The organism is Dactylosporangium cerinum, assembly GCF_042653625.1.
Taxonomy (GTDB): domain Bacteria; phylum Actinomycetota; class Actinomycetes; order Mycobacteriales; family Micromonosporaceae; genus Dactylosporangium; species Dactylosporangium cerinum.
Window position 1 is genome coordinate 46,887 of the sequence record NZ_JBHSIU010000004.1, and the last position, 26,042, is coordinate 72,928.

The 26,042-nt window shown below is 70.9% G+C and carries 22 protein-coding genes and 1 pseudogene; 15 read left to right on the plus strand and 8 right to left on the minus strand.

The features are described 5' to 3' along the window. Nucleotides 1-44 precede the first annotated feature (44 nt). Nucleotides 45-533 carry a hypothetical protein gene (locus ACFPIJ_RS01120; RefSeq protein WP_380112625.1) on the minus strand — a complete coding sequence of 163 codons (489 nt, stop codon included), beginning with the start codon at nucleotides 531-533 and terminating at the stop codon, nucleotides 45-47. A gap of 176 nt (nucleotides 534-709) precedes the next feature. Between ACFPIJ_RS01120 and ACFPIJ_RS01125 the strand changes: the two genes are divergently transcribed. The 5 genes from ACFPIJ_RS01125 to ACFPIJ_RS01145 all read left to right on the plus strand — a co-directional run bounded on the left by ACFPIJ_RS01125 (nucleotide 710) and on the right by ACFPIJ_RS01145 (nucleotide 5,414). Then, nucleotides 710-1,141: a carboxymuconolactone decarboxylase family protein gene (locus ACFPIJ_RS01125; RefSeq protein WP_380112626.1), complete on the plus strand. Its 432-nt coding sequence runs from the start codon at nucleotides 710-712 to the stop codon at nucleotides 1,139-1,141. Then, entirely contained in the window at nucleotides 1,138-2,100 is a 963-nt protein-coding gene (locus tag ACFPIJ_RS01130) for a sigma-70 family RNA polymerase sigma factor (RefSeq protein WP_380112627.1), read from the plus strand. The genes ACFPIJ_RS01125 and ACFPIJ_RS01130 overlap by 4 nt, the downstream gene beginning before the upstream one ends. Before the next feature lie 8 nt (nucleotides 2,101-2,108). Beyond that, complete coding sequence (locus ACFPIJ_RS01135) at nucleotides 2,109-2,648, plus strand: SigE family RNA polymerase sigma factor (protein WP_380112628.1); 540 nt, start codon at nucleotides 2,109-2,111, stop codon at nucleotides 2,646-2,648. A 101-nt stretch (nucleotides 2,649-2,749) separates the two neighbouring features. After that, on the plus strand, nucleotides 2,750-3,541 hold the full coding sequence (locus tag ACFPIJ_RS01140; RefSeq protein WP_380112629.1) for a hypothetical protein: 792 nt from the start codon (nucleotides 2,750-2,752) through the stop codon (nucleotides 3,539-3,541). 220 nt (nucleotides 3,542-3,761) lie between these two features. Further along, complete coding sequence (locus ACFPIJ_RS01145) at nucleotides 3,762-5,414, plus strand: GMC family oxidoreductase (protein ID WP_380112630.1); 1,653 nt, start codon at nucleotides 3,762-3,764, stop codon at nucleotides 5,412-5,414. 148 nt (nucleotides 5,415-5,562) lie between these two features. Here the strand turns inward: ACFPIJ_RS01145 and ACFPIJ_RS01150 are convergent, their stop codons facing one another. Then, nucleotides 5,563-6,180, minus strand: a complete 618-nt coding sequence (locus tag ACFPIJ_RS01150; protein ID WP_380112631.1) for a DUF998 domain-containing protein — start codon at nucleotides 6,178-6,180, stop codon at nucleotides 5,563-5,565. Between the two features lie 75 nt (nucleotides 6,181-6,255). Continuing rightward, the gene (locus ACFPIJ_RS01155) at nucleotides 6,256-8,367 is read right to left on the minus strand and encodes a ThuA domain-containing protein (RefSeq protein WP_380112632.1); all 2,112 of its coding nucleotides are present in this window, start codon (nucleotides 8,365-8,367) and stop codon (nucleotides 6,256-6,258) included. Nucleotides 8,368-8,575: 208 nt separating this feature from the next. Here ACFPIJ_RS01155 and ACFPIJ_RS01160 point away from each other — a divergent pair. The 5 genes and pseudogenes from ACFPIJ_RS01160 to ACFPIJ_RS01180 form a co-directional block, all read left to right on the plus strand. Then, nucleotides 8,576-8,992, plus strand: a pseudogene (locus ACFPIJ_RS01160) (MarR family winged helix-turn-helix transcriptional regulator); the annotation flags it as partial. 100 nt (nucleotides 8,993-9,092) lie between these two features. Next, nucleotides 9,093-9,509, plus strand: a complete 417-nt coding sequence (locus tag ACFPIJ_RS01165) for an organic hydroperoxide resistance protein (RefSeq protein WP_380112633.1) — start codon at nucleotides 9,093-9,095, stop codon at nucleotides 9,507-9,509. Further along, entirely contained in the window at nucleotides 9,506-10,519 is a 1,014-nt protein-coding gene (locus ACFPIJ_RS01170; RefSeq protein ID WP_380112634.1) for an NADP-dependent oxidoreductase, read from the plus strand. Before ACFPIJ_RS01165 ends, ACFPIJ_RS01170 begins: the two co-directional genes overlap by 4 nt. Continuing rightward, nucleotides 10,516-10,965 (plus strand): DoxX family protein, encoded by a 450-nt coding sequence (locus tag ACFPIJ_RS01175; protein ID WP_380112635.1) that lies wholly within the window; start codon nucleotides 10,516-10,518, stop codon nucleotides 10,963-10,965. The genes ACFPIJ_RS01170 and ACFPIJ_RS01175 overlap by 4 nt, the downstream gene beginning before the upstream one ends. Nucleotides 10,966-11,004: 39 nt before the next feature. Beyond that, nucleotides 11,005-11,625 carry a GNAT family N-acetyltransferase gene (locus tag ACFPIJ_RS01180; RefSeq protein ID WP_380112636.1) on the plus strand — a complete coding sequence of 207 codons (621 nt, stop codon included), beginning with the start codon at nucleotides 11,005-11,007 and terminating at the stop codon, nucleotides 11,623-11,625. 31 nt (nucleotides 11,626-11,656) lie between these two features. Here the strand turns inward: ACFPIJ_RS01180 and ACFPIJ_RS01185 are convergent, their stop codons facing one another. Next, nucleotides 11,657-13,729 (minus strand): hypothetical protein, encoded by a 2,073-nt coding sequence (locus ACFPIJ_RS01185; protein WP_380112637.1) that lies wholly within the window; start codon nucleotides 13,727-13,729, stop codon nucleotides 11,657-11,659. Between the two features lie 181 nt (nucleotides 13,730-13,910). Between ACFPIJ_RS01185 and ACFPIJ_RS01190 the strand changes: the two genes are divergently transcribed. The 3 genes from ACFPIJ_RS01190 to ACFPIJ_RS01200 all read left to right on the plus strand — a co-directional run bounded on the left by ACFPIJ_RS01190 (nucleotide 13,911) and on the right by ACFPIJ_RS01200 (nucleotide 17,948). Beyond that, on the plus strand, nucleotides 13,911-14,453 hold the full coding sequence (locus ACFPIJ_RS01190; RefSeq protein WP_380112638.1) for a hypothetical protein: 543 nt from the start codon (nucleotides 13,911-13,913) through the stop codon (nucleotides 14,451-14,453). Nucleotides 14,454-14,843: 390 nt separating this feature from the next. Continuing rightward, the gene (locus tag ACFPIJ_RS01195; protein ID WP_380112639.1) at nucleotides 14,844-15,971 is read left to right on the plus strand and encodes a hypothetical protein; all 1,128 of its coding nucleotides are present in this window, start codon (nucleotides 14,844-14,846) and stop codon (nucleotides 15,969-15,971) included. Between the two features lie 399 nt (nucleotides 15,972-16,370). After that, a complete protein-coding gene (locus tag ACFPIJ_RS01200; protein WP_380112640.1) occupies nucleotides 16,371-17,948 on the plus strand; it encodes an MFS transporter in 1,578 nt (525 codons plus the stop codon). On the opposite strand, the gene hrpA is transcribed toward ACFPIJ_RS01200, so the two are convergent. Then, entirely contained in the window at nucleotides 17,918-21,727 is a 3,810-nt protein-coding gene (gene hrpA, locus ACFPIJ_RS01205) for an ATP-dependent RNA helicase HrpA (RefSeq protein WP_380112641.1), read from the minus strand. The genes ACFPIJ_RS01200 and hrpA overlap by 31 nt on opposite strands. Nucleotides 21,728-22,503: 776 nt before the next feature. On the opposite strand from hrpA, the gene ACFPIJ_RS01210 reads away from it, so the two are divergent. Beyond that, nucleotides 22,504-23,205: a pentapeptide repeat-containing protein gene (locus ACFPIJ_RS01210; protein WP_380112642.1), complete on the plus strand. Its 702-nt coding sequence runs from the start codon at nucleotides 22,504-22,506 to the stop codon at nucleotides 23,203-23,205. Nucleotides 23,206-23,408: 203 nt separating this feature from the next. On the opposite strand, the gene ACFPIJ_RS01215 is transcribed toward ACFPIJ_RS01210, so the two are convergent. Continuing rightward, nucleotides 23,409-23,828, minus strand: coding sequence for a RidA family protein (locus tag ACFPIJ_RS01215; RefSeq protein ID WP_380112643.1), 420 nt, complete (start codon nucleotides 23,826-23,828; stop codon nucleotides 23,409-23,411). Nucleotides 23,829-23,904: 76 nt separating this feature from the next. After that, nucleotides 23,905-24,330: an ester cyclase gene (locus ACFPIJ_RS01220; RefSeq protein ID WP_380112644.1), complete on the minus strand. Its 426-nt coding sequence runs from the start codon at nucleotides 24,328-24,330 to the stop codon at nucleotides 23,905-23,907. Nucleotides 24,331-24,378: 48 nt separating this feature from the next. Here ACFPIJ_RS01220 and mug point away from each other — a divergent pair, with 48 nt between their 5' ends. Further along, complete coding sequence (mug, locus tag ACFPIJ_RS01225) at nucleotides 24,379-25,041, plus strand: G/U mismatch-specific DNA glycosylase (protein ID WP_380112645.1); 663 nt, start codon at nucleotides 24,379-24,381, stop codon at nucleotides 25,039-25,041. Between the two features lie 87 nt (nucleotides 25,042-25,128). Here the strand turns inward: mug and ACFPIJ_RS01230 are convergent. Further along, nucleotides 25,129-26,009, minus strand: a protein-coding gene (locus ACFPIJ_RS01230) for an IS5 family transposase (RefSeq protein WP_380112646.1) whose coding sequence is annotated in 2 segments (ribosomal slippage) — nucleotides 25,129-25,616 and nucleotides 25,616-26,009 — 882 coding nt in all. Because the reading frame shifts where the segments join, the coding sequence is not laid out codon by codon here. Nucleotides 26,010-26,042: the final 33 nt, after the last annotated feature.

The following is a 26,042-nucleotide window of genomic DNA, read 5'->3' on the forward strand; positions in this document are numbered from 1 at the left end:
CCAGCTGCCACCAGCCACCAGCGACACCGCCGCGGCGGTGCCCGTTACAGGTCCTGGGTCTGCGCGCGTTCGATCTCGGTGAACGCCGCCTGCAGGTACCGCGGGAACGGCCGCGCCTGCAGCAGGTCGGCGAGCAGCAGCGGGGCGTGCCTCGCCAGGGTCTGCGGTGACGGACGGCCCTCGTCGTCGTTGTCGTCCTGGACGCCGAGCGCGCCGACCAGCAGCACGACCATGACCTGCGGGTCGACGTCCTGCCACTCGGCCGCGGACCGCACCGCGTGCTCCAGCGCGGCACGAACGTCGTCGCCGTCGAGGCCGTCGGGGTGCAGGTCCTCGAGCAGGGTGCGCACGACGGCGCCGAGAACCAGGCCGACCTGCTCGCCGTCGAGAGCGGCCAGCTGCTCGACGGCCACGTCGAAGGCCTCCTTGTCGCGGCCCTGAGCTGCCTCGACGGCGGCCGCGGCGGCGGTCGCGATCGCCCGGGCCGGTGGCGGCAGGTGTCGCCAGCCTGACGGGGTGCGGGTGGTGTCCACACCGTCGAACCCTAGTGCCTGCCCGATCGCCCACTGGCGACAGAGCCCTCCCGCGACAGAGCCCTCCCGCGACGGCGGCGGGGTCTGCAGGTCCGTGGTGCACGCCACACCGATGCCGGGACCGCACTTGTCACGTTCCGGGTGGGGTCTGCCGTCGTCACTGTATGAAGCAACGAATGTCGCTCAGCGAAATCAACCCCGACGCGTACCGGGCGGTGCGCGGCCTGGAGCAGTACATCCGGGCGCACGTCGACCCGGCGCTGCTGCACCTGCTCAAGCTCCGGGCGTCGATCCTGAACGGGTGCTCGTTCTGCGTCGACATGCACAGCACGGAGGCACTCGCCGAGGGTGAGGACAGCCGGAAGCTGTTCGCGGTCTCGGCGTGGCGGGAAGGGCCGTTCTTCGACGACAAGGAACGCGCCGCCCTCGACCTCACCGACCACGTCACCCGGCTGGGTGAGCACGGCGTCCCGGACGACGTCTGGGACACCGCCGTCGAGCACTACGGCACGAAGGGGGTTGCGGATCTCCTCATGGTCATTGCGACGATCAACGTGTGGAACCGTCTCGCCGTGGCAACCAGGAGCCAGCCGCCAGCGACCGCGTGAACGAGGACTTTCTCGCGCACCGGCGGATGCTGCTCGGTCTGGCGTACCGGATGCTCGGGACGCTGCACGACGCCGAGGATGTGCTGCAGGAGGCGTACCTGCGGTGGACCCGCGCCGACCGGTCCGACGTCGTCGAGCCGCGCCGCTACCTGACCAGGGTGGTGACGCGGCTCGCCGTCGACGCGCTCCGCGCCCGGCAGAGCCGGCGGGAGGAGTACGTCGGGACGTGGCTGCCGGAGCCGGTCAACACCGGACGGCGGGACCCGGTCAGCGCATCCGACCTGTTCAGCGCATCCAATCTGCACAGCGCATCCAACCTGTACAGCGCATCCAACCTGGCCGGCGCATCCGACCCGGTCGACACGGCTGACCTGATCGACACGTCGGACCTGTCGATCGCGGTGCTGCACCTGATGGAGCGGCTGACACCACCGCAGCGCGCCGTGTACGTGCTGCGGACCGCATTCGAGCTGCCGTACGCGGAGATCGCCGCGATCCTGGACCGCAGCGAGGAGGACAGCCGACAGCTGCACCACCGGGCGGGGGCCGCGCTCGCCGGCCGGGCCAGGTTCAGCACCGACCCGGCGGAGCACACGCGGCTCCTGGAGGGGTTCGTCGCGGCCGCCCGCGACGGTGACGTCGAACGCCTCGAGCAGCTGCTGCACGAGGACGTGGTCGCCTGGAACGACGGCGGCGGCAAGGTGCGGACGGGACCGAACCCGATCCGCGGCCGGGCGAAGGTGGTGCGGTTCTTCGTCGCCATCATGCGGCGGCACACCCCGGCCGGGCCCCGACCGTTCACCGCCGTCCCGACCGGCGTCAACGGGCAGTACGCGCTGCTCGTTGACGCGAACTACCGGTACACGATGTGCGTCAACGTCGTTGACGGGCGGATCCAGGACCTGTTCCGGATCGCGAATCCGGCGAAGCTCTCAACCTTTGGCGGGGAACGCTCGTAGTAGAGGGTATGCGCGACTTCGACGAGTTCGCCGCCGCGGCGACCCAGCCGCTGTTGCGGCTCGGCTGGCTGCTGACCGGCGACGCGGACCAGGCGCAGGATCTCGCGCAGAACACGCTGATCAGGACGTACGGCGCGTGGCACCGGGTCCGTCACGACGACGCGCTCAGCTACGCCCGCCGGATCATGGTGAACCTGCACACGGACTGGCTGCGCCGGCGCCCCTGGCGGGAACAGCCGCGCGCCGATCTCCCCGACACCGGCGGCGGTCCCGGCGGTCGTCACGGTGGCCACGACGGTGGTCATGGTGCGGTGGAGGACCGGGCCGCGCTCGTCGCCGCGCTGCAGTCGCTGACCCGGCGGGAACGGGCCGCGATCGTGCTCCGGTACTACGTCGACCTGTCCGAGCAGCAGACGGCGCAGACCCTCGGCGTCAGCGTCGGCACGGTCAAGTCGGTGTGCTCGCGGGCCCTCGCCAAGCTGCGGGTCAGCCCGGCGCTGCGGGAGGAACGCCTCTTCGTTCGCACTGCCCAGGGAGAACCGTCATGAGCACTGAACCTGTCAACCCAGCGCCGGTGAACGGTGCACCGGTGACCACTGCGCGGCTAAGTGCTGTGCCGGTAAGTGCTGTGCCGGCACGCACCGGGTCCGTGGATACGCTGTCGGTCCTCGACGAGCGGCTCACGGACCGGCTCACCGACGTCGCGGCGGCAGCGCCGGACCGGTTGGGGGTCCCGGTCGAGGAGCTCCGCCGGCGGGGGGCACGGCGGCGGCGGATCCGGATCGGGGTCGCGTCCGCGGCGGTCCTGCTCGTCGCGGGCGGCACTGCGGGCGGTGTCCTCAGTGGGGCTCTCGGTGGCGGGTCCGGCGGCGGGTCGACGGTCGGTGCGCCACCAACGACAGCCGGGGCCGCAGGCCGGCCCTCAGCGGGCGCATCGACCGAGGGCGGAGCCGGGAGCGACACCGGGTACGCCGTCGTCGGGCCGGTGACCACGATCGACACGGGCGAGGCGATCGCCGGTGGGACGCTCACGATCTGGTTCGCGGTGCACGAGGGCCGGTTCCTGCAGGCGGTCGGGCAGCGCGGTCCGGACGGGAAGCTGGCCCTCACGGGCGTCACCAACGACCCGGACGTGACCGGGACCGGGCCCGGGGACGTCGGCTTCCACGCGGGCTGGGACGTCGGCTCCGATCCGGACCGGTTCTTCACCGGCTACGTCGTCGGGGACGTCACGACCGTGACCCTGACCGTCGACGGTGTCCCGGTGACGGCGAAGGTCGCCACGTGGCCGGAGAACCCCGCCGTGCACGTCTGGTGGCTGCGGGTCCCCGCAGCGGCCGCCGGCGTGGCATCGCCGGTGCAGGTGGGGAACCTGGTCGCGACCAATGCGGCAGGCACGGTCGTTGCGGCGCTGCCCTCCGGCGGTGTCGGCGCCGGATGACGACGCGGGACGAGGTATGGAACAGCACGCGGGACGAGGCATGGAACAGCACGCGGGACGAGGCATGGAACAGCGCGCGGGACGAGGCATGGAACAGCGCGCGAGACAGCGGGCAGACAGCGGGCGGGACGGCAGGCAGAACAGCACGCGAAACGGCGCGTGATCGGCCCTCCCCCGGAGGGTGAAGTCGGCGTATGGTCGGTTGCCAAGGAGGCCCGCCATGCCTGCTGAGGACTTCGAACGGACCGCGTTCGACTACGTGATCGTGGGGGCCGGGCCGGCCGGCTGTGTGCTGGCCAACCGGCTCTCCGCGGACCCGGGCACGACCGTGCTGCTGCTGGAGGCCGGTGGGCCAGACAAGGCCAGGGAGATCCGGATCCCAGCGGCGTTCAGCAAGCTGTTCGCCACGCCGTACGACTGGAACTACCGCACCGTCAAGCAGCCGCTGCTGGCCGACCGGGAGCTGTTCTGGCCCCGGGGCAAGACCCTCGGCGGGTCGACCTCGATCAACGCGCAGATGTGGATCCGTGGCTGCGCCGCGGACTACGACGGTTGGGGCGTCGAAGGCTGGTCCTACGCCGAGGTGCTGCCGTACTTCCGGCGGATCGAACGCCGCGTCGGCGTCAAGGACACCGGCAGCAGCACCTATGGCACTGACGGTCCACTGTGGATCGGAGAGTTGCGCAGCCCGAACCCGATCACGGCCGCGTTCCTGGAGGCCTGCGTCGCCGAGGGGATCCCGGCAACGGCCGACCTCAACGGCCCCGACAACAGCGGCTGCTCCCGCACCCCGGTGACGCAGCACCGGGGTGCCCGGTTCAGCGCCGCCGACGCGTACCTGCGGCCGGCGCGGCGACGGCCGAACCTGACCGTGCGCACCGGCGCGGTCGTCGAACGGTTGCGGCTGTCCGAGCCGGCCAGGACGGCGACGCCGGCCAAGACAGGCAAGGCGGCGAAGCGGCGGGTCATCGGCGTGTCGTACCGCGATCACGGCTCCGATACTGGTGGCGCGGTCAGGGAGGTGACGGCGCAGCGGGAGGTGCTGCTGTGCGCCGGCGCCGTGAACACGCCGCAGATCCTGCAGCTGTCCGGCATCGGCGACCCCGACGTGTTGCGGGCCGCCGGGGTCGAGCCGCTGCACGAGCTGCCCGGTGTCGGGACGAACCTGCAGGATCACCTGTCCACCGGGGTCGTCGTCACGTGCCCGCAGCCGATCACGATGTTCGCGGCCGAGTCGCTCGGCAGTGTCGCCCGGTACCTGTTCGGGCGGACCGGGATGCTGTCGTCGAACATCGCGGAGGCGGTCGCGTTCATCGCCCCCGACCCCGGCACGCCACCGGAGATCGAGCTGATCTTCGCGCCGGTGCCGTTCGTCGAGCACGGGATGGTGCCGCCGCCGGCGCACGGGTTGACGATCGGGGTCGTGCTGCTGCAGCCACGCAGCCGCGGGACGGTGGGGATCGCCGGTCCGACGGCCGCGGAGCCGCCGGTGATCGAGCCGGGCTACCTCGGCGAGGAGGCCGACCTGCGGCGTTTGATCTGGGGGGTACGGGTGGCCGAACGGCTCGCCCGGTCGTCGGCGCTGGCGCCGTTCGTCGGTGCGCCGATGGAGCCGTACACGGGGGTCCTCGACGACGACGGGCTGGCCGGGTCGATCCGGCGGCACTCGGAGACGCTGTACCACCCGGTCGGCACGTGCCGGATGGGCACCGACGACGGGGCCGTGGTCGACCCTTCGCTGCGGGTGCGGGGACTGGCCGGGCTGAGGGTGGTGGACGCCTCGGTGCTGCCGGTGATCAACCGCGGGCACACGATGGCGCCGGTGTACATGGTTGCGGAGAAGGCCGCCGACCTGATCCTGGCGGGCCACTGAACAGCGGCTGAGCCGCGGCAAGCCACGGACTGCAACACGCGGCACGCCAAGACACGCAGCACGCCAAGACACGCAGCACGCCACGAACGGCAGCACGCGGCACGCCACCCACGGGCCGCGGCACGCCACAGAACAGCGGGGGCAGGAGTCAACTGGTGCGAGTCAGTCCCAGGGCGGCACGAGCTCTGGGATGGAGAGCGAGGACCGTTGTCAAAGGCCAGAGCGACTGGGCGCCGGCGGCCACCCGTTCGGCGAGCCCTACCAGTACACCGGCGGCGAGCGCTGCGCAGAAGACCACGACGAGCGTGACCAGCACGCCGGCCGCGACCCGCATCAGGACCGGCGGGACCGGCTGTGGTGCGCTGCCCGGGATGCGGCTCAGCGCGGGCCAGAGCGCGAGGCAGGCGAACGCGACCGTCGCCGCCAGCTGATGCGCCCCGGACGAGCCGGTCCGGGGCAGCGGGAACGCGGCGACGAGGACGGTGGCGGCACCGCCGGCGCCGAGCATGACCCTGGCCGGGGTCGCGACCGGGCGCAGGCCGAGCGCGGTGACGCAGTGGCAGACACCGAGCCCGAGCAGGGCGAGGGTCATCACCCACCGGTGGGTGGCGCCGTGGCCGGCGAGGGCGCTGATCGTGCCCCGGAGCGAGTCGAACCCGGACGGTTGGAGCGCCGCGGCGACCGTCCAGCCGCCGATGAGCAGGACCGGTGCGGTGGCCGCGGAGACCACCGCGAACCACCGCACCGAACCGTTCGAACCACGCATGCCCAGGAGTATGCGCGCCTACCTCAGACGTGTCAGGCCTCAGACGTGTCAGGCCCCGAGGCGGCAGGGCAGGCGTCAGGAGCCGAAGACCTCCAGTTCCCACAGCGAGTAGCCCCACTGGGTGCCGCGCTGGGTGCCGTTGACCCGCAGGTACCGGCCGGAGCCGGTGACCGTCAGGTCGTCGATGCCGCCGTCGCCGGTGGTCGTGGTGTAGATGTTCGTCCAGGTGTTGCCGTCGGGCGAGGTCTGGATCTGGTACGCCTTGCCGTACGCCGTCTCCCAGTTGAGCTTGACCCGGGTGATGGATCTGGTGGCGCCGAGGTCGAGCCGGATCCACTGCGGGTCGGCGTACGCGCTGCCCCAGCGGGTCCCGGTGTTGCCGTCGACGGCGTTCGCGCCGACGTGGGCGCTGCCCGGCTCGACCGACGACACCGTCACCGGGCAGTTGCTGCACAGCGACTGGGGGCCGGTGACGGGCGTGCCGTAGACGTTGAGGTCCCAGATCGAGTAGCCCCACTGCGTGCCGCGCTGGGTCTGGTTCACCCGCACGTATCTGCCGGTGCCGGTCAAGGTGACGTCGTCGACGCCGCCGTCGCTGGTCGTCGTGGTGTAGACGTTGGTCCAGGCGCTTCCGTCCGGTGAGGTCTGGATCTGGTACGACTTCGCGTACGCGGCCTCCCAGTTGATCCGGACCCGGTTGAGGCTGTATGAGGCGCCGAGGTCGACCTGCAGCCACTGCGGGTCGGCGTGGACGCTGCCCCAGCGGGTGGCGCCGTTGCCGTCGACGGCGTTCGCGGCGACGAGGGTGCTGTTCGGCTCGACGGACGACGCGGTCGCGTTCTTGCCACGGGCGATGTCGGTGGCCGGCTGCGAGCCGTCGGTCTTGATCCGGATGTTGCGGTAGAAGATGTCGGCGCCGGCACCGTCGTTCTGCACGCCGATGTAGCCGGACTGGATCGCCCGGGTGCTGGTGTAGTCGTTGATCTTCACGCCGTTGAGCCAGATCTCGACCCGCTGGCCGTGGACGCCGACCTCGTATGTGTTCCACTGGCCCGGCGGGTTGAGCGCCGCGGCGCGCAGGGCCGTGTCAGGCGCCTTGAAGCTGTACACGCTGCCGGTGGTGCGGGACGGGTCGGCGTCGGTGGCGTCGATCTGGATCTCGTGGCCGGCGTTGACCGGGCCCCACGGGTCGCCGTTGGGGTCGGGGAAACCGATGAAGACACCGCCGTTGTCGTCGCCGGGCATCTGCCAGTCGAGCTTCAGCGAGTAGTTGGAGAACTGGCTCACGGGGTACCAGAGCAGCCCCATCCCACCGAACGAGGTGAGCGTGCCGTCGGCGAGCGTGAACCCGCCGGGGCCGGCCTGCCGCCACTGGTTGAGGCTGTTCTGGCTGCCGTCGAACAGCGCCTGGTAGCCGGTTTCGGGGCGGCAGTCGGCCTGGGCCTGGCCCGCGGCCCACTTGATGCCGCCGAGGAGGTGATTCGTGAAGTTCGCCTCGGTGTAGGACGCCTCGGTGTGGCCGAGTCCGGTGTACCAGGAGCGGCCGCCGTCGAACTGCTTGCACCACGAGATCGGGTGGTCCCCGCTCATCGAGCCGCCGGAGTACGAGCCTTCGTCGAGGCTCATGAGGACCTTGGCGGTGCTGCGGGGGTTGGTCTGGTAGTTGTACCACTCGTCGGTGCGCGTCCAGGTCTGCGGCAGGTGCGCGGTGGCGGGGTTCGCGCGGTCCTCGACCTTGATCGTCGCCTGCTGCTGCGCGGGGTGTGAGCTGAACCAGGCGCCGACGAGGTTGCCGTACCAGGGCCAGCTGTACTCGGTGTCGGCCGCGGCGTGCACGCCGACGTAGCCACCACCCGCGCGGATGTAGGACTCGAACGCGGTCTGCTGGGTGGCGTCGAGCACGTCACCGGTGGTCGACAGCCAGACGACGGCCTTGTACTGGGCGAGGTTCGCCGTGGTGAACGCCGCCGCGTCCTCGGTCGTGTCGACGGCGAAGTTGTTGGCGGTCCCGAGGGCCTGGACGGCGGCGATGCCGTTGGGGATCGAGCTGTGGCGGAACCCCGCCGTCTTGGAGAAGACCAGGATCTTGTACGCCGGGGCGGCGGTCGCGGGGGTTGCCGCGCCGCTCGCGGCGACGACGGCCGCGACGGCGGTCGCGGCGATCAGTTTCCAACCGGGTATACGCACGTGACGTGCTCCTTCCGACTGGATCGCGGGTCTGTGCGGGACCGTCGCGATCACTGGGAGAGGAGGAGCGCGCCGAACGCACCTTCCGCTGCTTCAGACAGAACTTTGCCGCTTACCAACAAAAGTGTCAATGCCTTCCGGTTTGATCGAACGTTAGGTCGTGCACGACTGAATCGTGTGCTACGTTCTGAGCGTGAGGGATGTCGGGGTGGATGTCTTGGCGCTCGACCGGCAGGTCTGCTTCGCGCTGTATACGGCCTCGCGGGCCGTCACCGCGCGATACCGGCCACTGCTCGACGATCTCGGCATCACGTACCCGCAGTACCTGGTGCTACTCGTGCTCTGGGAGCAGGACGCGCGGACCGTCAAGGAGATCGGCACCGCACTGCGCCTGGACTCCAGCACCCTGTCCCCGCTCCTGAAGCGCCTCGAGGCGGCCGGCCTCGTCACCCGCGCCCGCCGCGCCGACGACGAGCGGTCCGTCACCGTCCAGCTCACCGAGGCCGGCGCCGCGCTGCGCGAGCGGGCCCGCGCCGTCCCCGCCAGGCTCGTCTGCGACGGCGGGCTCGGGATCGGCGAGCTCGACGCCCTGCGCGAGACCCTGGTGCGCCTCACGGCGGCCCTCACCGACACAGCACTTACCGACACAGCGCTCACCAACACAGCACTCACCGACATAGCGCTTACCGACACGGCACTCACCGACCCGCAAGGAGATGCTCCTGATGGCAGTCCTGTACACCGCTGACGTCACCGCCACCGGCGACGGTCGCGACGGCCACGTCACCAGCACCGACGGCATCGTCGACGTCGACGTCGCCGTGCCGAAGGAGATGGGTGGCGCCGGCGGGGCGACCAACCCCGAGCAGCTGTTCGCGGCCGGCTACGCCGCCTGCTTCCACAGCGCGCTGCGGCTCGTCGCCCGCCGGGCCAAGGCGTCCGTCGACGGCAGCGAGGTCAACGCCCGGGTCGGGATCGGCCCGAACGGCAGCGGCGGATTCGGCCTCGACGTCACGCTGACGGTCACCCTGCCCGGCGTCGACCCGGCCGTCGCCCGCCAGCTCGTCGACGCGGCGCACCAGGTCTGCCCGTACTCGAACGCCACCCGCGGCAACATCGACGTCAAGCTGGAGCTGGCATGACCGGCGACCGCACCGCCAGCAAGGTCTGGCAGCTCGCCGCCCGGCCGACCGGGTTCCCCACGTCGGAGAACTTCCGGCTGGTGACGGAGGAACTGCCGGCGCCGGGTCCCGGGCAGGTCCTCGTCCGCAACGAGGTCATGTCGGTCGACCCGGCGATGCGCGGGCGGATGAACGACGTGCCGTCCTACGTGGCACCGTTCCAGGTCGACGAGGCCCTCGAAGGCGGCGCGGTCGGCACCGTGGTCGCGTCCGGCAGCCCCGACGTCGCCGTCGGCGACAGCGTCCTGCACGGGCTCGGATGGCGCGAGTACGCGCTCCTCGACGCGAAACACACCCGGGTCGTGGACACCACGATCGCGCCCGCGTCGGCGTATCTCGGCGTGCTCGGGATGCCGGGCCTCACCGCGTACGCCGGGCTCCTCGACGTCGCGAAGATGCGCCCCGACGAGAACGTGTTCATCTCCGGCGCCGCCGGGGCGGTCGGGACCCTCGCCGGTCAGATCGCCCGGCTGCGCGGCGCCCGGCTCGTGATCGGGTCCGCCGGGTCCGCGGAGAAGGTGCGCTACCTCGTCGACGAGCTCGGCTTCGACGCGGCGTTCAACTACAAGGACGGCTCGATCCGGACCCAGCTGAAGCAGCTGACCCCGGACGGCATCGACGTCTTCTTCGACAACGTCGGCGGCGAACAGCTGGAAGCCGCGCTGTTCCGGATGAACCTGCACGGGCGGGTGGCCGTCTGCGGCGCGATCTCGCAGTACAACAACCCAGACGCGACCGGGATCCGGAACCTGACGCTGCTCATCAGCAAGCGCATCACGCTGCAGGGGTTCCTGGTCCTGGACCACTGGGGCCGGCGGCAGGAGTTCGTCGAGGAGATGGCCGGCTGGCTGCGGGAAGGGCGGGTGAAGGTGGCCGAGACGTTCGTGGACGGGATCGACCACGCCGTCGACGGCTTCCTCGGCATGCTCCGCGGGGAGAACCTCGGCAAGATGATCGTCCGCCTCTCGTGAGCGCTGCGGGTGGGCCTCGATCCGCGTTCGCGTTGGCGGGCGTGCTGGCGGCGGCCGGGGTGACGCATCTGGTCAATCCGAAGCCGTACGACCAGATCGTGCCCCGCGCGCTGCCCGGATCGCCGCGGACCTACACCTACGTGAGCGGGGTCGTGGAACTCGCGCTCGCGGCGGGACTGGTCCACCCGCGTACCCGCCGGGCGGCAGGGCTCGCCTCGGCCGGGTTCTTCGCGGCCGTGTTCCCCGCCAACGTGAAGATGGCGATCGACTGGCGCCACGCACCACCGGTCCGCCGGGCGATCGCGTACGGCCGGCTTCCCCTGCAGCTGCCACTGGTCCTGTGGGGGCTGCGGGTCGCCCGGGCCGCTCCGGCCAGCCCAGTGGCTCCGGCCAGCCCGGCGGCTCCGGCAGCTCCGGCGGCCCAGGATCGGCCGGGGTCCGCGTAACGGGCGGCCGGGAGGTCCCGCCGCGGGTTTAATGGCTGGATGCTGCGAACTTCACGGTTGGTGCTGCGGCGGTGGCGGGACGAGGACCGGGCGCCGTTCGCGGCACTCAACGCGGATCCCGAGGTCATGCGGTTCTTCCCGCGCCCGCTGACCCGGGCCGAGAGCGACATGATGGTCGACCGGATCAAGGCGTCGTTCGACGAGCACGGATACGGGCTGTGGGCGGTCGACGTCGTCCGGGCCGATGCCGGGGTCAGCGGCTTCATCGGGTTCGTGGGGCTGGCCTGGCAGCGGTTCCCGGCGCATTTCACCCCGGCGCTGGAGATCGGGTGGCGGCTGGCCCGGCACGCATGGGGGCAGGGATACGCGTCGGAGGCGGCGGTGGCTGCGCGGGACTTCGCGTTCCGCGCAGCCACCGCCGATGCCGCCACCGATGCCGGTGCCGCGACCGCTTTTGACGAGGTACCGGGTGCTGGGATGGACGAAATCGTGTCCATGACCACGCGGACCAACGAACCCTCGCAGGCGGTGATGCGGCGCATCGGCATGACCCGCGACCCGGCCGACGACTTCCGGCACCCCAACCTGGAGCCGGACCATCCGCTGGTCGAGCACGTGCTGTACCGGCTACGCCGTCCCACCGCCCCGGACCTCTTGTAGGCCACGGCTTAGAGGCCACGGCGCGGGCGCGTCAGCGGTACAGCTGCAGATGTAGCTGGAACGCCACCTCGGTGTACCGGATCGTCGGCGGTCGCAGGGCGAGCAGCTGCCGCTCCAACACGACCTGCAGCTCACGGGGTGGGGCCTCGGGCCGCGCCATGATCCGCACCGCGACGGGGCGGGACGGGCCCAGGTGGAACTCGACCATGAGTTCCTCGGTGCCGTGCCGTACCCCGGTGAATGCCCGGTCGACGATGCCTCTGGCCCGGTCGATGAAGTCGCCGAGTTCGGCCGCGGTCGTGGCCCGGCGGAGCTGCTCCTCCGAGGTGAGCAGGACGATCCGGCCGCGGTCGACGTGCCGCAGGGCTCTGCCGTCGGCGCCACGGCCCGACTGGTCGGTGTCGTCGGCCCGCGGCGGGTGGTAGATGGTGAGCTCACCGGTGCGGTACCGCTCGGTGGACGGCCGTGCGGAGGCCGCACCGGAATGTGCCGAGCCGGCGGCGGGGTAGGTCCCGTCCGGACGTGCGGAGCCGGCGGGGTTGGTACGGCCTGGATGTGCGGAGCGGGTGCCGTCGCGGAGGAGCCCCGTCCCGGCGGGATGCACCGTATCTCCGGAGCGCCTGATGCCAGTGGGCTGATCCGGGTCCACCGGCAGGCCCGAGTCCACCGGCAGGCCCGTATCCGCCGATCCGATCGCGTCCACGGACCGGCCCGCGTCCGGAGACTGGCTCCGGTCCGGACCGCGGCTGGTGTCAGGCGTGCGCCCCTGATCGTCGGCCCGGCCGCCGTGCTGGTCTGCGTCCTCGGGGCGGCGCGCCGCCGGGACCCGCTCGGCGGCGCTGGAGCGGCGTGCGTTGCCGGATGTGCTCCGGCCGTCGGCGACGGCACCGATGCCCGCCATGTCCCCGGTACCGGGGACGCCCTGACCACCGGCAACGGACCGCGCCGCCCCACCGGGCAGGCCACGGTGACCGTCGCGGTGACTGTCGCCGTCGGCCTGGCCGGCGCCGTCGGCCTGGCTGGTATTCGGTGCGGGCTCGGACTGGGTCCCGGGGCCGGGGCGTACCGCCTGCACCGGTCGCGTCGCCGGGCCGGGCCGCGGGTCCAGCCGGAGCGCGAGGGTGCTGACCGCGCCGGCGGGCAGGCCGATCTCGATCGGACGGCCGGCCTCGACCGCCTGGCGGAGGCGGGCGTACATCGCACCCGTGAGCAGGACCGCGAAACCGTCCTCGACCTGGCGGGCGGTCGGCTCGGCGGTGCCCCGGACCAGGAGCAGGAAGTTGCAGCCGATCCGGGTGGAACGTTCACCGCCGGGGGCGACGATCGCGGCGGGACCCTGCTGGCCGGGCGCCCACACGTACGTCTGCGGGACGTCGGCAAGACCCGGCAGGAACGCGCACACGTCGGCGGCCTCGCGCAGCGCCTCCTCGAACGCCTCCAGTTCCTCGTCGGCGCCGCCGATGTACGACGTGGCGTCGCCTGCAGTGATCGTCAGTTCGAGACGATCACCGATGTGGACGACCCGCAGGAACGGCAGGTTGTACGCGGGGGCCTTCGACAGCATCGTCGCGGCCCGGAACTCGGCGTCGTCGACGACCGGAGCCCGGCCCGGGCGGAACCACCACGGGTGGGGGTAGTACCGCTCCTGCGCGCCGAGCAGCGACAGTACCCGCGCGTGTCCGAACCGCTGCACGACCGCGGTCTCACCGGCAAGCAGCGGCAGTGCCACGAGCGGCGGCCGCTCGAACCGGACCGTCGACGGGATGTCCTCGGGGGCGGCGGCGTACACGAATCCGGTCACCCGGCCGTCGATGTCGATGCCGGGCTGGCCGAAGACGCTGACGTCGCCCGCCTCCACGAGACGCCCCTCGGCGGCGAGCTGGTGGACGGTGCGGGCCATGGTGAGCGGGTAACCGGGGGCTGGCGCGCCGGTGCGGATCACGGCGAAGACCATCTCCCGCTGACCGTGTCGTTCGAGGCCTTCGGTGGTGTACAGGAGTGCGGGCAGCATGCCGGAAGCCGTGCGGATGCCACCCTCGTCGATGGCGACCGACAGCTGCCGGGGGATGAGGACCTCCCGGCCGACGGGTAACGCGGAGCCCACGGGGCCGATCATCGCATCCAGGCGCAACAGTTGACCTTGGATGAACGGTTGCCGCTGGTTCCGACGACGCCGGCCGCACCCACGAACGACGCTCGTCATCACCGTGCTGCTGCGAGGCCGGCGCTGTGAGGGCAGCGCTGCGAGGGTGGCGCTTCACGGTGCGGGCCGCGACGATGGTGTGATGCGGATGACGTCGGAGCCGCCCGCCGAGTACGTCGCATTCGTCTCCCGGCACCTGGAGCCGCTGCGGCGGGACTCCGTGCGCGTCGTCGGCGGTGAGGAGGACGCGGACTGCCTGTACGTCGATGTCCTCACCGACGTCGCCACCCGATGGAACTGGCTGGAGCTGCAGCGCACCAGGCTCGGACACCAGGATGCCGCCGACGACTTCCTCAGCCGGGTCTTCGCCCGCCGCTCGGAGCGGTTCTTTCTCGCCGAGGACGGATTCAGCGATGACGACCTGCAGATCCAGGTGACGCCGTGGTACCCGGACGAGCCTCCACCACCGCGCCGCGTGTACGTCAGCACCGCGGTCCGGCTCGCCCCGATGCTCGTGCCCCGGCGCAGGAGCAGCGTGTTCGTCGCCGGTCCGGCATGCGAGGCGGCGATCGCTTGGTGGCACGCGTACGAGACGCTCCGCCGCCGCCGACTGGTGTACGTCGGATTCGTGGCGATCCTGCTCCTGATGGCCCTGGCAAACGTCACCGGACCACCTGCGGTCTGACGGTCCCTGCCCGGCTGATCACGCCGGACTTTCACCGGGCGCGGCTTCGCTCGCTACCACCGCCTTGAACGAAGCAAGCGTGACGCATGCCACGCTCGGGAGGCACCAGACCGTAGGTCTGTCTGGACCCGCTCGCCCCAGACGGCTGTTGCACCTGCTCCGACTGGTCCATTGGTTGTCCGGTACCGGACTGGTCGTGCAGCACAGACCGCAGGGCGGGGGCGGGGCGGGGGTCGAGGGGACCGGCATCCGGCACGACCGTTGACGGATCCTGCTAGTGTCCGCCGAAGGCCGGTTGGGGGTGACATGAGCACGACGACACGCGGCACAGAACGCTGGGCGGCACGCTCGGCGGGGCGACTCTCGGGATTCGTCGCGAGTCTCCTCGCCGTGACCTCTGCAGCTCGCACCACAGGTCACACACCTGACCGCATCTCCAGCAGCATCTCCGGCCGTGTCTCCCGCAGCGGTCCCCGCCGGGTTTCCCTCAGCATCTCGTGCAGGGTCGCTGCGGCCGGGATCGCCGCGGCCATCGCCTCCGGCGGGTTCGGCGCACTCGTCATCGCCCAGCCCGCGCATGCCGCGACCCTCGAGGCCGACATCGAGACAAGGGTCGGCAACGGCAACATCCAGGGCAAGGCCGGCGCGAAGACCGCCATCCGCTTCGGTGTGACCAACCACGGGAAGATACCGGTGGCGGTCGGCGTCACGATCCGGGTGCCGGGGAACACGCAGATCGAGTCCGCCGGGGACTGCACCGTCGTCGGTGACAACCGCACTACGGCGACCTGCGCGAAGGATCTGGAGGCCGGAAAGTCCTTCAGCGGCTCGATCCAGGTCGTCCTGCGCACCGCCGGGGAAGGCACCGGCGGCATCGACGCCAGGATCACCACCCAGAAGGTCAATGACCCGAAGCCCGGCAACAACGCCGCCCAGTTCAAGATCCGGGTCACGGGCGCGAGCGCCACCCCGAGCGCGTCGAAGTCCACCCGCGCGTCAAGCAGCACCTCCGCCGACCCGGCCGCCACCTCCGACGAGATCATCGCCCCGCCGGAGGCCGGCAACGGCGCCATCCCCCGCGACGACCCGAAGACCACCGTCAGCAAGGACAGCGGCGGCCTGTCCTTCGGGTTCTGGATCGGCGTGGTCGCCATCGTCGCGGCGCTCGGACTCGTCGGCAGCCTCTTCTACTTCCGCCGCAAGGACCGCCTCGAGCCGGACACGGGCGTGTTCAACCTGCCCGCGGCCGGACACGACCAGGCCACGTCGGTGATCACCCCCGGCGTGTACGGGTCGCCGGCCGCACCCGCGGGCGCCGCCTTCCAGGGCGGGCAGGGCTACGGCCAGGGCTTCCCGGCCGGCCAGGGCGCACCCGGCGGGCCGAACGTCTACGGCGCGCCACCCGCCCCGCCCGCCGGTCCCCCAGCGGCTGGTTTCCCGCCGGCCGGCGGCCCACCGGCCCCCGGGCCCGGCGCGAACGACCAGACCATCATCATGCGCAGGCCCCACGACCTGTGACGTGACGCCGCCCGTCCCGCACGGGTGGCGCACGTACCGCCGACCGGCTTCCGCGGGCGCGTGCCCGGCCAGACGGCGACCCGAATGCCCGTCGGTTCCTGTCCGGAATCGTCCTCAAGTCCACAAAACGGCTGCCAATGCGTCGTGACGCGACGGTCGCATCACGCCGACCCCGCTCCGGGGCCGCTGGCATCGACAGTCGACAGCGCGAGCCTCAACGCAGCCAGCCTTCACGCGGTCCGGCTTGACGCATCCAGCCTTAGCGCGGTCCGGTCTAGCGCATCCAGCCTCAGCGCGGTCCGGTTCAGCGCAAATGCTCCGCATGGGCACAGGCGTCAACATCGGCATCGGTAGCAACGTCGGATGGTCGGATCTGACCACGACAGGCACGATGGAGCGATGCCCAGCGAGCGGTCCACCTCGATGCGACGGGCCGCACTCGGCACCGCCCTCGTCTTCACCGGCAGCGGTGCACTGCTCGGCACGTGGGTGTCGCGGGTGCCGGCAATCGTGGCCCGGCACGACCTCAGCCCAGGTGAGCTCGGACGGGCCCTGCTCGCGCTCGGTGTCGGGTCGCTGCTGTCGATGCCGCTGACCGGGCACGTCTGCCAGCGGGTCGGCAGCCGGGCGTGGGTCGCGTTCACGTCCGTGGTCGCCGCGGCGGTGCTGACCGGCGTAGGCCTGGCCGGCGACGTCGTCCAACTGTCGGCCGCGCTGTTCGCGCTCGGCATGGTCTACGGATCGTGGGACGTGGCGATGAACGTCCAGGGCAGCGCCGTCGACCAACGCGCGGGACGGGAGTGGATGCCCCGGTACCACGCGTGCTGGAGCCTCGGCTCGATCATCGGTGCGGCGGCCGGCGCCCTGGCGGCCCGCGGCGACGTCGCGATCGGCGTGCACTTCACCGTGGCCGCGTGGTGCGTCGCCGGGGCAACGATCGTGGGCGTGTTCTGGTACATCGACGAGCGCGGCGCGGCCGTCACCGGATCGGCGGTCCCGTCGACTGACCCGCCCATGGCAGATCGCACGCCGGAGGGCCCGGAGCAGGGCCCGCAGTACGCCCCGCGGCAGCGCCAGCCGCTGACAGCTGAGCCACCCGTCCGGGACGACGCACGGCACGCCGGACCGCAACCGGCCGGACCACATCCAGCCGGACCGCAGTACTCCGGACCGCACTACTCCGGACCGCAGCACGCCAGACCACTGCAGGCTGGTCCGCAGGCAGATGGACCAACGCCCGCTGTGGTCGGGTCTGTTGCGGTGCGGCGCAGCTGGCGGGACCGGCTGGCCGGCAACCGGGCACTGCTCCTCATCGGCCTCCTCACGCTCTGCGCGACGATCATCGAGGGGGCGGCCGACGACTGGTTGGCGTTGTACCTCCACGCCGGGCGGGGACTGTCCGAGGCGTCGGCGGCGCTCGGCTACACCACCTTCGCGACCGCGATGACCGTTGTCCGGTTCGCGGGCACGCCGGCCGTCGCCTGGCTCGGCCGGGCTGGAGCTGTACGAGCCGGCGGTGTCCTCGGCATCGCCGGGGTGCTCATCACCGTGCTGTCGCCGTGGACGCCGGTGACGTTCGCCGGGGCACTGTTGTGGGGCGCCGGGGTGTGCCTGGTGTTCCCCGCCGCCGTGAGCGCCGCCGGCGAGACCGACCGGCCGGCGGAGGCGATCGCGCTGGTGACCAGCATCGGGTACGGGTCGATCCTGATCGGGCCGCCACTCATCGGCGCGCTCGCCGACGTGATCGGGATGGGTCAGGCGCTGCTGACACTGGCGGTGCTGGCCGCAGGAGTCGTGGCGCTGGCACCGGCCATCCGGCAGGCCTCCACGACCGCGTCCGCGGCAGCATCCCCGCCTTCGGCCACACCACTGGACCCGGCCACACCACTGGATCCGGCCATGTCCCCGCCCACGGGCGGGGACGCCCCCGGCAGCTGGGACGGTGATCAGTCCGGCAGCGCGTCCATCGCCCGGTAGATGCGGACATCGGAGATCGGGTACGCGGTGCCGAGCGCCTGCGCGAACAGCCCCACCCGCAGTTCCTCGATCATCCAGCGGATCTCCCGCAACTGAGGGCTCATCGTCATGCTGGCCACCAGCTGGTCGTACTCCCGCTGCACTTCCTGCACGGTCAGCATCCGCTCCCGGTCCCGGCCGGTGTCCGTCGGCACCTTCTCCAGGCGCCGCTCGATGCCACGCATATACCGTTCGAGATCCGGAAGACGCTGCCAGCCGGTGTCCGTCACGAACCCCCGGTACACCAGCCGCCCCAGCTGCCCACGCATATCTGTGAGCGCGGGCAGGAGCAGCGGGTTCTTCGTCCGGGCAAGGCGCTGCTCGACGTCGTACGAGGCGGCAAGGATCCGTTGGACGTTGCCGACCACGTCGAGGGTCAGGTCGACCAGGTCGGCGCGGACCTTGTCGCGGAGTTTGGTGAACGCCTCGCCGTCCCACACCGGCCCGCCGGCGTCGGTCATGAGCTGGTCGACGGCGCACGAGGCACAGTCGTCGAGCAGGTCGACGGCGTTGCGGTGCGGGTTGCGGCTCAGGGCGAGCTTCGCCTCGTTCGACAGGCGACCCTGCACGAACTTCGCCGCGGGCGGCAACGTGAGCAGCAGCAGCCGGCGGGTGCCGGCCCACATCTCGTGCCGCTGCCGGGCAGGCAGGTCGAACGCCTTGACCGCCACCGATGTGCCTTCGTCGACGATCGCCGGGTAGACGGTGAGGGTGTGCCCGGCGACGGTCCGCGACAGGCTGCGCGGCAACGTGCCGAAGTCCCAGGTGGTGCTCCCGGTCCGGGTCACGTCGGTCGCCGCCTCCGCGACCGTCGCCTGCACCTTCGGTGCCAGCCGGGCCCGCAGGTCGGTGAGGCTCTTGCTCTCGGCGAGGACCGCACCGCTGTCGTCGACGATCCGGAACGACATCTTCAGGTGCTCCGGCACCCTCGCCAGGTCCCACGCGTCGCGGGGCACCGTTACGCCCGTCAGCCGGCGCAGTTCCCGCTCCAACGCGTCCAGCAGGTGCCCGTCACGGACCGGCATGCCGATGAGCGCGTCGCGGGCCGTGTCGGGCGCCGGAACGAAGTTGCGCCGCAGGGCCTTCGGCAGTGACTTGATGAGGGTCGTGACGAGTTCCTCGCGCAGGCCCGGCACCTGCCAGCTGAAGTCGGCGTCCCGGAGCCGGCCGAGCAGCGGCAGCCCGATGTGGACGGTGACCCCGTCGGCGTCGGCGCCAGGCTCGAACTGGTACGTCAACGCGAACCGCTGCCCGTCCTGCTCCCACGCATCGGGGTACTGATCCTTCGCGACGCCGCCCGCCCGGTCGTTGACCAGCATTGCCGGGTCGAACGTGAGCAGCTCGGGCTGGTCGCGGCGGGTCTGCTTCCACCAGCTGTCGAAGTGCCGGCCGGAGACGACCTCCTCGGCGATCCGCTTGTCGTAGAACTCGAACAGGGTCTCGTCGTCGACGAGGATGTCGCGGCGGCGGGCCCGGTGCTCGAGCTCCTCGACCTCATCGAGCAGGCGCCGGTTCTCGGCGAAGAACGCGTGGTGCGTCTCCCAGTCACCCTCGACGAGCGCGTGGCGGATGAACAGCTCCCGCGACAGCGCCGGGTCGATGCGGCCGTAGTTGACCTTCCGCGAGCTGACGATCGGCACGCCGTACAGCGTGACCTTCTCCATCGCCATCACGGCCGCGGCTTTCTTCTCCCAGTGCGGCTCGCTGTAGTTGCGTTTGACGAGGTGCTGAGCGAGCGGCTCAATCCACTCCGGTTCGATCCGAGCGGCGACGCGGGCCCACAACCGGGTCGTCTCGACCAGTTCGGCCGCCATCACCCAACGGGGCGTCTTCCGGAACAACGCCGAACCGGGGAATACCGCGAACTTCGCGCCCCGCGCACCGAGGTACTCACTCTTCTCGGCGTCCTTCAACCCGATGTGCGACAACAGCCCGGCGAGCAGCGACACGTGGATGTTGTACGGCGCGGCAGGTTCCTCGTTCGGAACCACGTCCATGCTCCTGAGTACCGACCGCAGCTGACTGAAGATGTCCTGCCACTCGCGGACCCGCAGGTAGTTGAGGAACTCGGCCTTGCACAGCTTGCGGAACTGGTTGCTGGACAGCTCCTTCTGCTTCTCCTGCAGGTAGTTCCAGAGGTTCACGTACCCGAGGAAGTCCGAGTCCTTGTCGGCGAACCGGGCGTGCTGCTGCTGCGCCTGGGCCTGCTTCTCGACGGGTCGCTCCCGCGGGTCCTGGATCGACAGCGCGGCGGTGATGACCATGACCTCGCGGACGCAGCCGTTGCGTTCAGCTTCGAGGACCATCCGGGCGAGGCGGGGGTCGACCGGCAGCTGCGACAGCCTCCGGCCGAGGGCGGTGAGCCGCTGACCGCTCTCCAGCGCGCCGAGCTCCTCCAGCAACTGCACACCCGCGCTGACGTTGCGGCGGTCCGGCGGGTCGATGAACGGGAACGCGGCCAGGTCCCCCAGCCCGAGGGAGATCATCTGCAGGATGACGGAGGCGAGGTTGGTGCGCAGGATCTCCGGGTCGGTGAACTCCGGCCGACTGTCGAAGTCCTCCTCGCTGTACAACCGGATGCAGACGCCGTCGGAGGTACGGCCACAGCGTCCCTTCCGCTGGTTCGCCGACGCCTGTGACACCGGCTCGATCGGCAGGCGCTGCACCTTCAGCCGGTGGCTGTACCGGGAGATGCGGGCGGTGCCGGGGTCGATGACGTACTTGATGCCGGGGACGGTCAGGGACGTCTCCGCGACATTCGTGGCGAGGACGACCCGGCGGCCCGGGTGCGACTGGAACACCCGGTGCTGCTCGGCGAACGACAGCCGGGCGAACAGCGGCAGGATCTCGGTGTTGCGCAGGTCCAGCTTCGCCAGCGCATCGGCGGTGTCCCGGATCTCGCGTTCACCGCTGAGGAACACCAGCACGTCACCGGGACCTTCGGCCTGCAACTCCTCGACGGCGTCGCAGATCGCGTCGGTCTGGTCCCGCTCCTCCTCGCCCTCGTCGGGCGCCTCGATCGGGCGGTACCGGACCTCGACCGGATACGTCCGGCCGGACACCTCAATGATCGGGGCGTCACCGAAGTGCCGGGAGAACCGCTCCGGGTCGATGGTCGCCGACGTGATGATCACCTTCAGGTCAGGGCGCTTGGGTAGCAGCTGCCTGAGGTATCCGAGGATGAAGTCGATGTTGAGGCTGCGTTCGTGCGCCTCGTCGATGATCAGCGTGTCGTACTGCCGCAGGAGGCGGTCCGTCTGCATCTCCGCGAGCAGGATGCCGTCGGTCATTACCTTGATCATCGTCTGGTCACCGGACTGGTCGGAGAACCGGACCTTGAATCCGACCGTTGCACCGAGTTCGGTGCCCAGTTCCTCAGCGACGCGCTCCGCCACCGTCCGCGCCGCGATCCGCCGCGGCTGCGTGTGCCCGATCTGGCCGGTCACTCCGCGGCCCAGCTCGAGACAGATCTTCGGCAGCTGCGTCGTCTTCCCCGAACCCGTCTCACCGGCGACGATCACCACCTGGTGATCGCGGATCGCGGCGAGGATGTCGTCCTTGCGCTGGCTGACCGGCAGTTGCTCCGGGTACGTGATCTGTGGCATCCCGGCGCGGCGGGCGGCGACCCGCTGCTCGGCGCGCTCCACGTCGGCGCGGATCGCCTCAGCGATCGCCTGTGCGTGCGGGGACTTCTTCGCCCCTTCGATTCGCCGTCGCAGCCGATGCTGGTCCTGCGGCATCAGCCCGGCCAGGCGCGAGCGGAGCTCACGGAGGACACCGAGATCCGGTACGTCTCCCCGCTCCTGTAACACAGCGTGATCGGCGCCGGAACCGCGTCCGGTCCGCCGGTTCTGTCCCCGGCCGGCCTGCCCTCTGCCGTCCTGGCCCCTGTCCTGGCCCCTGCTGCCTTGTTCCCTGCCGCCTTGGCCTTTGCTGCCTTGGCCCGTGCTGCCTTGGCCCTTGCCGTTCTGCCCCCGGCCGTTCTTCCTGCCGCCTGCCGGTTCGGACGTAGCCCGTCCCGTGCCCACCGTCGATGCGTCCGCCGCGGAGGTCGGATCCGCCGAGTCCACCTGGTCCACCGGATCTACCGCCGCCCGTCCGGCCGGTGCTGTGTCCACCGTCGCGGGCGCCACCGCTGCTGGGGCGGCGCTGGCCGGGCTGGCCACTGCCCAGTCGGCTGCCGCCGGGTCGCCGGCGGCCACTCGGGCGGTGCCGCGAACGCCGTCGACCTGCTCCGGGCCGTGATGGGCAGACGGTTCGGCAGACGGTTCGGCGGAGGGCTGGCCGGCGGGATTGCCACCGGACCTGGTACGGAACCCGCCGCCGGCCTCGCTGCGAGGCTCGGTCAGGTCGGTGGGCTGGGGCACGTCAGACATAACGCTCGCAAGAATAGGCACGCGTCGCCGCGATTGCCCGGTGATTTTCCGCTACGTGGATTTCCTGGACGGTGGAATTCCCCGGTCGAAGACCGGAGAGCTCTCGGCAGATCGTCACTCCTGCCACTAACGTCACAACCATGCCCTCCCCGAGCAGACCCTCCGTGCCCGCGAAGCCCAGGCCACCGAAGGCGCTGGAGCTGGCAACCGTCGACGAGGACGACCTTCGCGACGAGGGCGCCTACACCGGGCTCGGCTTCTACAACCTGGACCTGACCGGGCGAACGGCCAAGGGCGCCGAGTTCAACCAGTGCCGGTTCAACCGTACCGACCTCAGCGGCACGTCGTTCGTCAAGGTGTCGCTGACCGACTGCCTGGCCGAGAGCTCGAACCTCGCCAACCTGCACGCTGACCAGTCGTCGCTGCTCCGGGTGGCGATCAAGGACGCACGCCTCACAGGTCTGCACTGGCTCGACGGGGTGCTCCGCGACGTGACGCTGCGCGACTGCCGCATCGACCTGTCAGTGTTCCGCGCGACCAAGTTCAGCGCGGTCCTCTTCGAGGACTGCAACCTGGCCGGCGCGGACTTCACCGGCGCCGACCTCACCGGCGCCACGTTCGTCCGGTGCGATCTGACCGGCGCGCAGTTCTCCGCCGCGACCATGGACGGTGCCCGGCTGACCGACTGCGCCCTCTCCGGCATCGGCGGGGTGACCAGTTTCGCCGGCGCCACCATCAGCACCAACGACCTGATCTCGCTGTCGCACACGCTCGCCGCCGCGTTGCACATCAAGATCTCAGACGGCCGCATCGCGGACGACGTCGCCGGCCGCACGGCGTAGTCCAGCACGACACGGCCCGGCGATGCCGACACCAGCACCGGCCCCGCCGTCCCGCGCCGCAATCTCGACCGAACCCAACCCAACCAACCCGGCCCGGCCCCAGCGCAGCCAGCCCCGCCAGGCGCGACGCAGCCCAACCCGTCAGGCGCAACCCCAGCCCAACCCGGCTGTCTGAGCCGAGTCCGAACCCCAGCAGCGCTGGCCTACCTGGGCCAGCCCAAACCCGGGGCGACGCGGCTGCCGGACCGGCGGGCGGTCACCTCGATCTCGATCCGCATGCGGGGGTCCGACAGCCCGCACACCTGCATCGTCGCCGCGGGACGCACCTCACCGAGCCACTCGCGCAGCACCGGCCAGCACGGTTCGAAGTCGGCGGCGTCCGGCAGCAGGTACCGCACCCGTACGACGTCCTGAACGCCGGCACCGGCCTCCCGCAACGCCGCGTCGATGTTGACCCAGCACTGCCGCGCCTGCGCCACCACGTCGTCGGAGATCGTCATCAGCGAATAGTCGAACCCTGTAGTCCCCGAGACGTGGACCCAGTCGCCGTCCACGACCGCCCGCGAGTATCCGATCTCCCGCTCGAACGTCGAACCACTGGAGATCAACCGCCGCTCACCCATGCCGCCCACGGTAGTGGACCGCGCTGACCGCAGGACTGCTGACCGTAGGACTGCTGACCGTCAGAGCTGCTGACCGTCAGAGCTGGCCGAGCTGGCGCATCAGGTCAACGTCGTCGGACATCACCCAGATGTCGCTGATCTTCCCGTTCTCGACGGTCAGGATGTCGTTGACCCTGATCTTCAACCGGCGGCCGGTCGCTTCGACCGGGCCGAGCGGCGTGACGTACGGACCCACGTGCGTGACGTGCATGTAGAAGCCGATCACCAACCTCCCAGCGGTCTCCACCCGATGCACCAGTTCAGTGCGGCGGTCCGCGAACGCAACCTGCAACGCCCGGGCACGGGCCACAAGGTCGTCGGCCGTCATCGGGGTGCCGTTGACCGGCACGGGGTCGAGGTAGAACCGCCGGAAGTCCGCGGCAGGATCGGCACGGTCGTCAACCGGCTGGTCCCAGAGCGCCAGCACGGCATCAAGGTCCATCGACGGGTATGCAATCTCCACCGTTCCACTCTGCCTGGCGGTGAAGCCCCTCCTGGCATCCTTGTCCGCATGGCGTCGACATTGAACCGGGATGCCCGGCCGAGCCGTGCGGACCTGGCCGCCGCCGTGGACAAGTTGCTCGCGGACGTCATCGCGCCCGGTCTCGACGTCCTGCTCTGCGGGATCAACCCCGGGCTGTGGTCCGCGGCGACCGGACATCACTTCGCCCGCCCCGGCAACCGGTTCTGGCCAGCGTTGCACCGCAGCGGGTTCACCCCGCGACAGTTGCGCCCGGACGAGCAGGACCTGCTGATCGGGTACGGGCTGGGCATCACCAACCTGGCCGCCCGGGCCACCGCACGGGCCGACGAACTGACCCGTGACGAACTGACTGCCGGCGGGGTGATCCTCCGGGCGAAGGTGGAGCGGTTCGCGCCTGCCTGGCTGGCGGTGCTCGGGGTAACCGCGTTCCGAACGGCGTTCGGCACGCAACGGGTGCAGGTGGGTCCGCAGGAGCAGGAGTTCGGTGGTGCGCGGTTGTGGATCCTGCCGAACCCGAGCGGTCTCAACGCCCACTTCACGCTCGACCGGCTCGCCGAAGAGTTCGCGGCGCTCCGGCAAGCCACGGATCACCCGAAGAGCAGGGAGAGCAGGGGACGCACCGTCGACGCGGCGGGCACGGGCGGCCCGGACGGGGTGGTCCGCGCCGAAGACGCTCAGCCACGGCGGTGACCGCTCCGGGCGGCCACGTCCAGGTGACAGACTCGACCACGGGCACCGGGGTATTGGAGCCGAAACGCCTAGGTTCTGTCCTGCCGATCATGGGAGCCACATGATGGCAGCGATCAGGACCAGGCTGGCGTGATAGATCGCGGCGCGTTTGGCGTAGCGGGTGGCCAGATCGCGCCAATGCTTGAACCGGTTGAAGCAACGTTCCACCACGTTGCGCTGCCGGTAGAGGACCTTGTCGAAGCTCGGTGCCCGCCCGCCGCGACTGCCCTTGGCTGCCCGGCGGGCGATCTGGTCACTGCGTTCCGGAATGACATGACGGATGCCACGGCGACGTAGCACCCGACGCGTGGAGTCGTGGGCGTAGCCCTTGTCCGCGATCAGCACATCCGGCCGTTTGCGTGGCGCACCCGGACCGGGCGCGTTGACCGCGATGTGATCCAGCAACGCCAGCAACTGCGGATTGTCGCCGGCCTGACCCTCGGTGAGCAGGATCGACAACGGCCTGCCCCGCCCATCGACCGCCAGGTGGATCTTCGTGCTCAGCCCGCCCCGGGACCGGCCGATCGCCTCACCGTCCTGCGCACCAACCGGCGGCCCGCCGCCGCGCCCGACACCGGTGGATCCCCCTTTTTCCGGGCGCCAGCCGAATGCTGATGCGCCCGCACGATCGAGGAGTCCACACTGACCACCCACTGCACCGGCTGGCCGTCGTCATGCACCTGCGCAGCGGCCAAAATCCGGTCCCAGGTCCCGTCAGCGGTCCACCGCCGCAACCGCTCATGACACGTCTTCCACGGTCCATACCGCTCCGGCACATCCCGCCACGGCGCACCGGTACGCAGTTTCCACAAAATCCCGTCGATCACCTGCCGGTGATCACGCCATCGCCCCGACCGGACACCAGCCTCAGGCAAGAGCGGCGCGATCACAGCCCAGGCCGCATCGGTCAACTCACCACGACGAACCACCGACAGATCATCGACTACACCGACCCATGATCG

Excerpts from the sequence above, each read along its gene's own strand:
- ACFPIJ_RS01125 (WP_380112626.1), top strand. The coding sequence starts at position 710 with ATGTCGCTCAGCGAAATCAACCCCGACGCGTACCGGGCGGTGCGCGGC.
- ACFPIJ_RS01135 (WP_380112628.1), top strand. The coding sequence starts at position 2,109 with ATGCGCGACTTCGACGAGTTCGCCGCCGCGGCGACCCAGCCGCTGTTG.
- ACFPIJ_RS01145 (WP_380112630.1), top strand. The coding sequence starts at position 3,762 with ATGCCTGCTGAGGACTTCGAACGGACCGCGTTCGACTACGTGATCGTG.
- ACFPIJ_RS01150 (WP_380112631.1), bottom strand. The coding sequence starts at position 6,180 with ATGCGTGGTTCGAACGGTTCGGTGCGGTGGTTCGCGGTGGTCTCCGCG.
- ACFPIJ_RS01165 (WP_380112633.1), top strand. The coding sequence starts at position 9,093 with ATGGCAGTCCTGTACACCGCTGACGTCACCGCCACCGGCGACGGTCGC.
- ACFPIJ_RS01170 (WP_380112634.1), top strand. The coding sequence starts at position 9,506 with ATGACCGGCGACCGCACCGCCAGCAAGGTCTGGCAGCTCGCCGCCCGG.
- ACFPIJ_RS01180 (WP_380112636.1), top strand. The coding sequence starts at position 11,005 with ATGCTGCGAACTTCACGGTTGGTGCTGCGGCGGTGGCGGGACGAGGAC.
- ACFPIJ_RS01190 (WP_380112638.1), top strand. The coding sequence starts at position 13,911 with ATGCGGATGACGTCGGAGCCGCCCGCCGAGTACGTCGCATTCGTCTCC.
- ACFPIJ_RS01200 (WP_380112640.1), top strand. The coding sequence starts at position 16,371 with ATGCCCAGCGAGCGGTCCACCTCGATGCGACGGGCCGCACTCGGCACC.
- hrpA (WP_380112641.1), bottom strand. The coding sequence starts at position 21,727 with ATGCCGCAGGACCAGCATCGGCTGCGACGGCGAATCGAAGGGGCGAAG.
- ACFPIJ_RS01210 (WP_380112642.1), top strand. The coding sequence starts at position 22,504 with ATGCCCTCCCCGAGCAGACCCTCCGTGCCCGCGAAGCCCAGGCCACCG.
- ACFPIJ_RS01215 (WP_380112643.1), bottom strand. The coding sequence starts at position 23,828 with ATGGGTGAGCGGCGGTTGATCTCCAGTGGTTCGACGTTCGAGCGGGAG.
- mug (WP_380112645.1), top strand. The coding sequence starts at position 24,379 with ATGGCGTCGACATTGAACCGGGATGCCCGGCCGAGCCGTGCGGACCTG.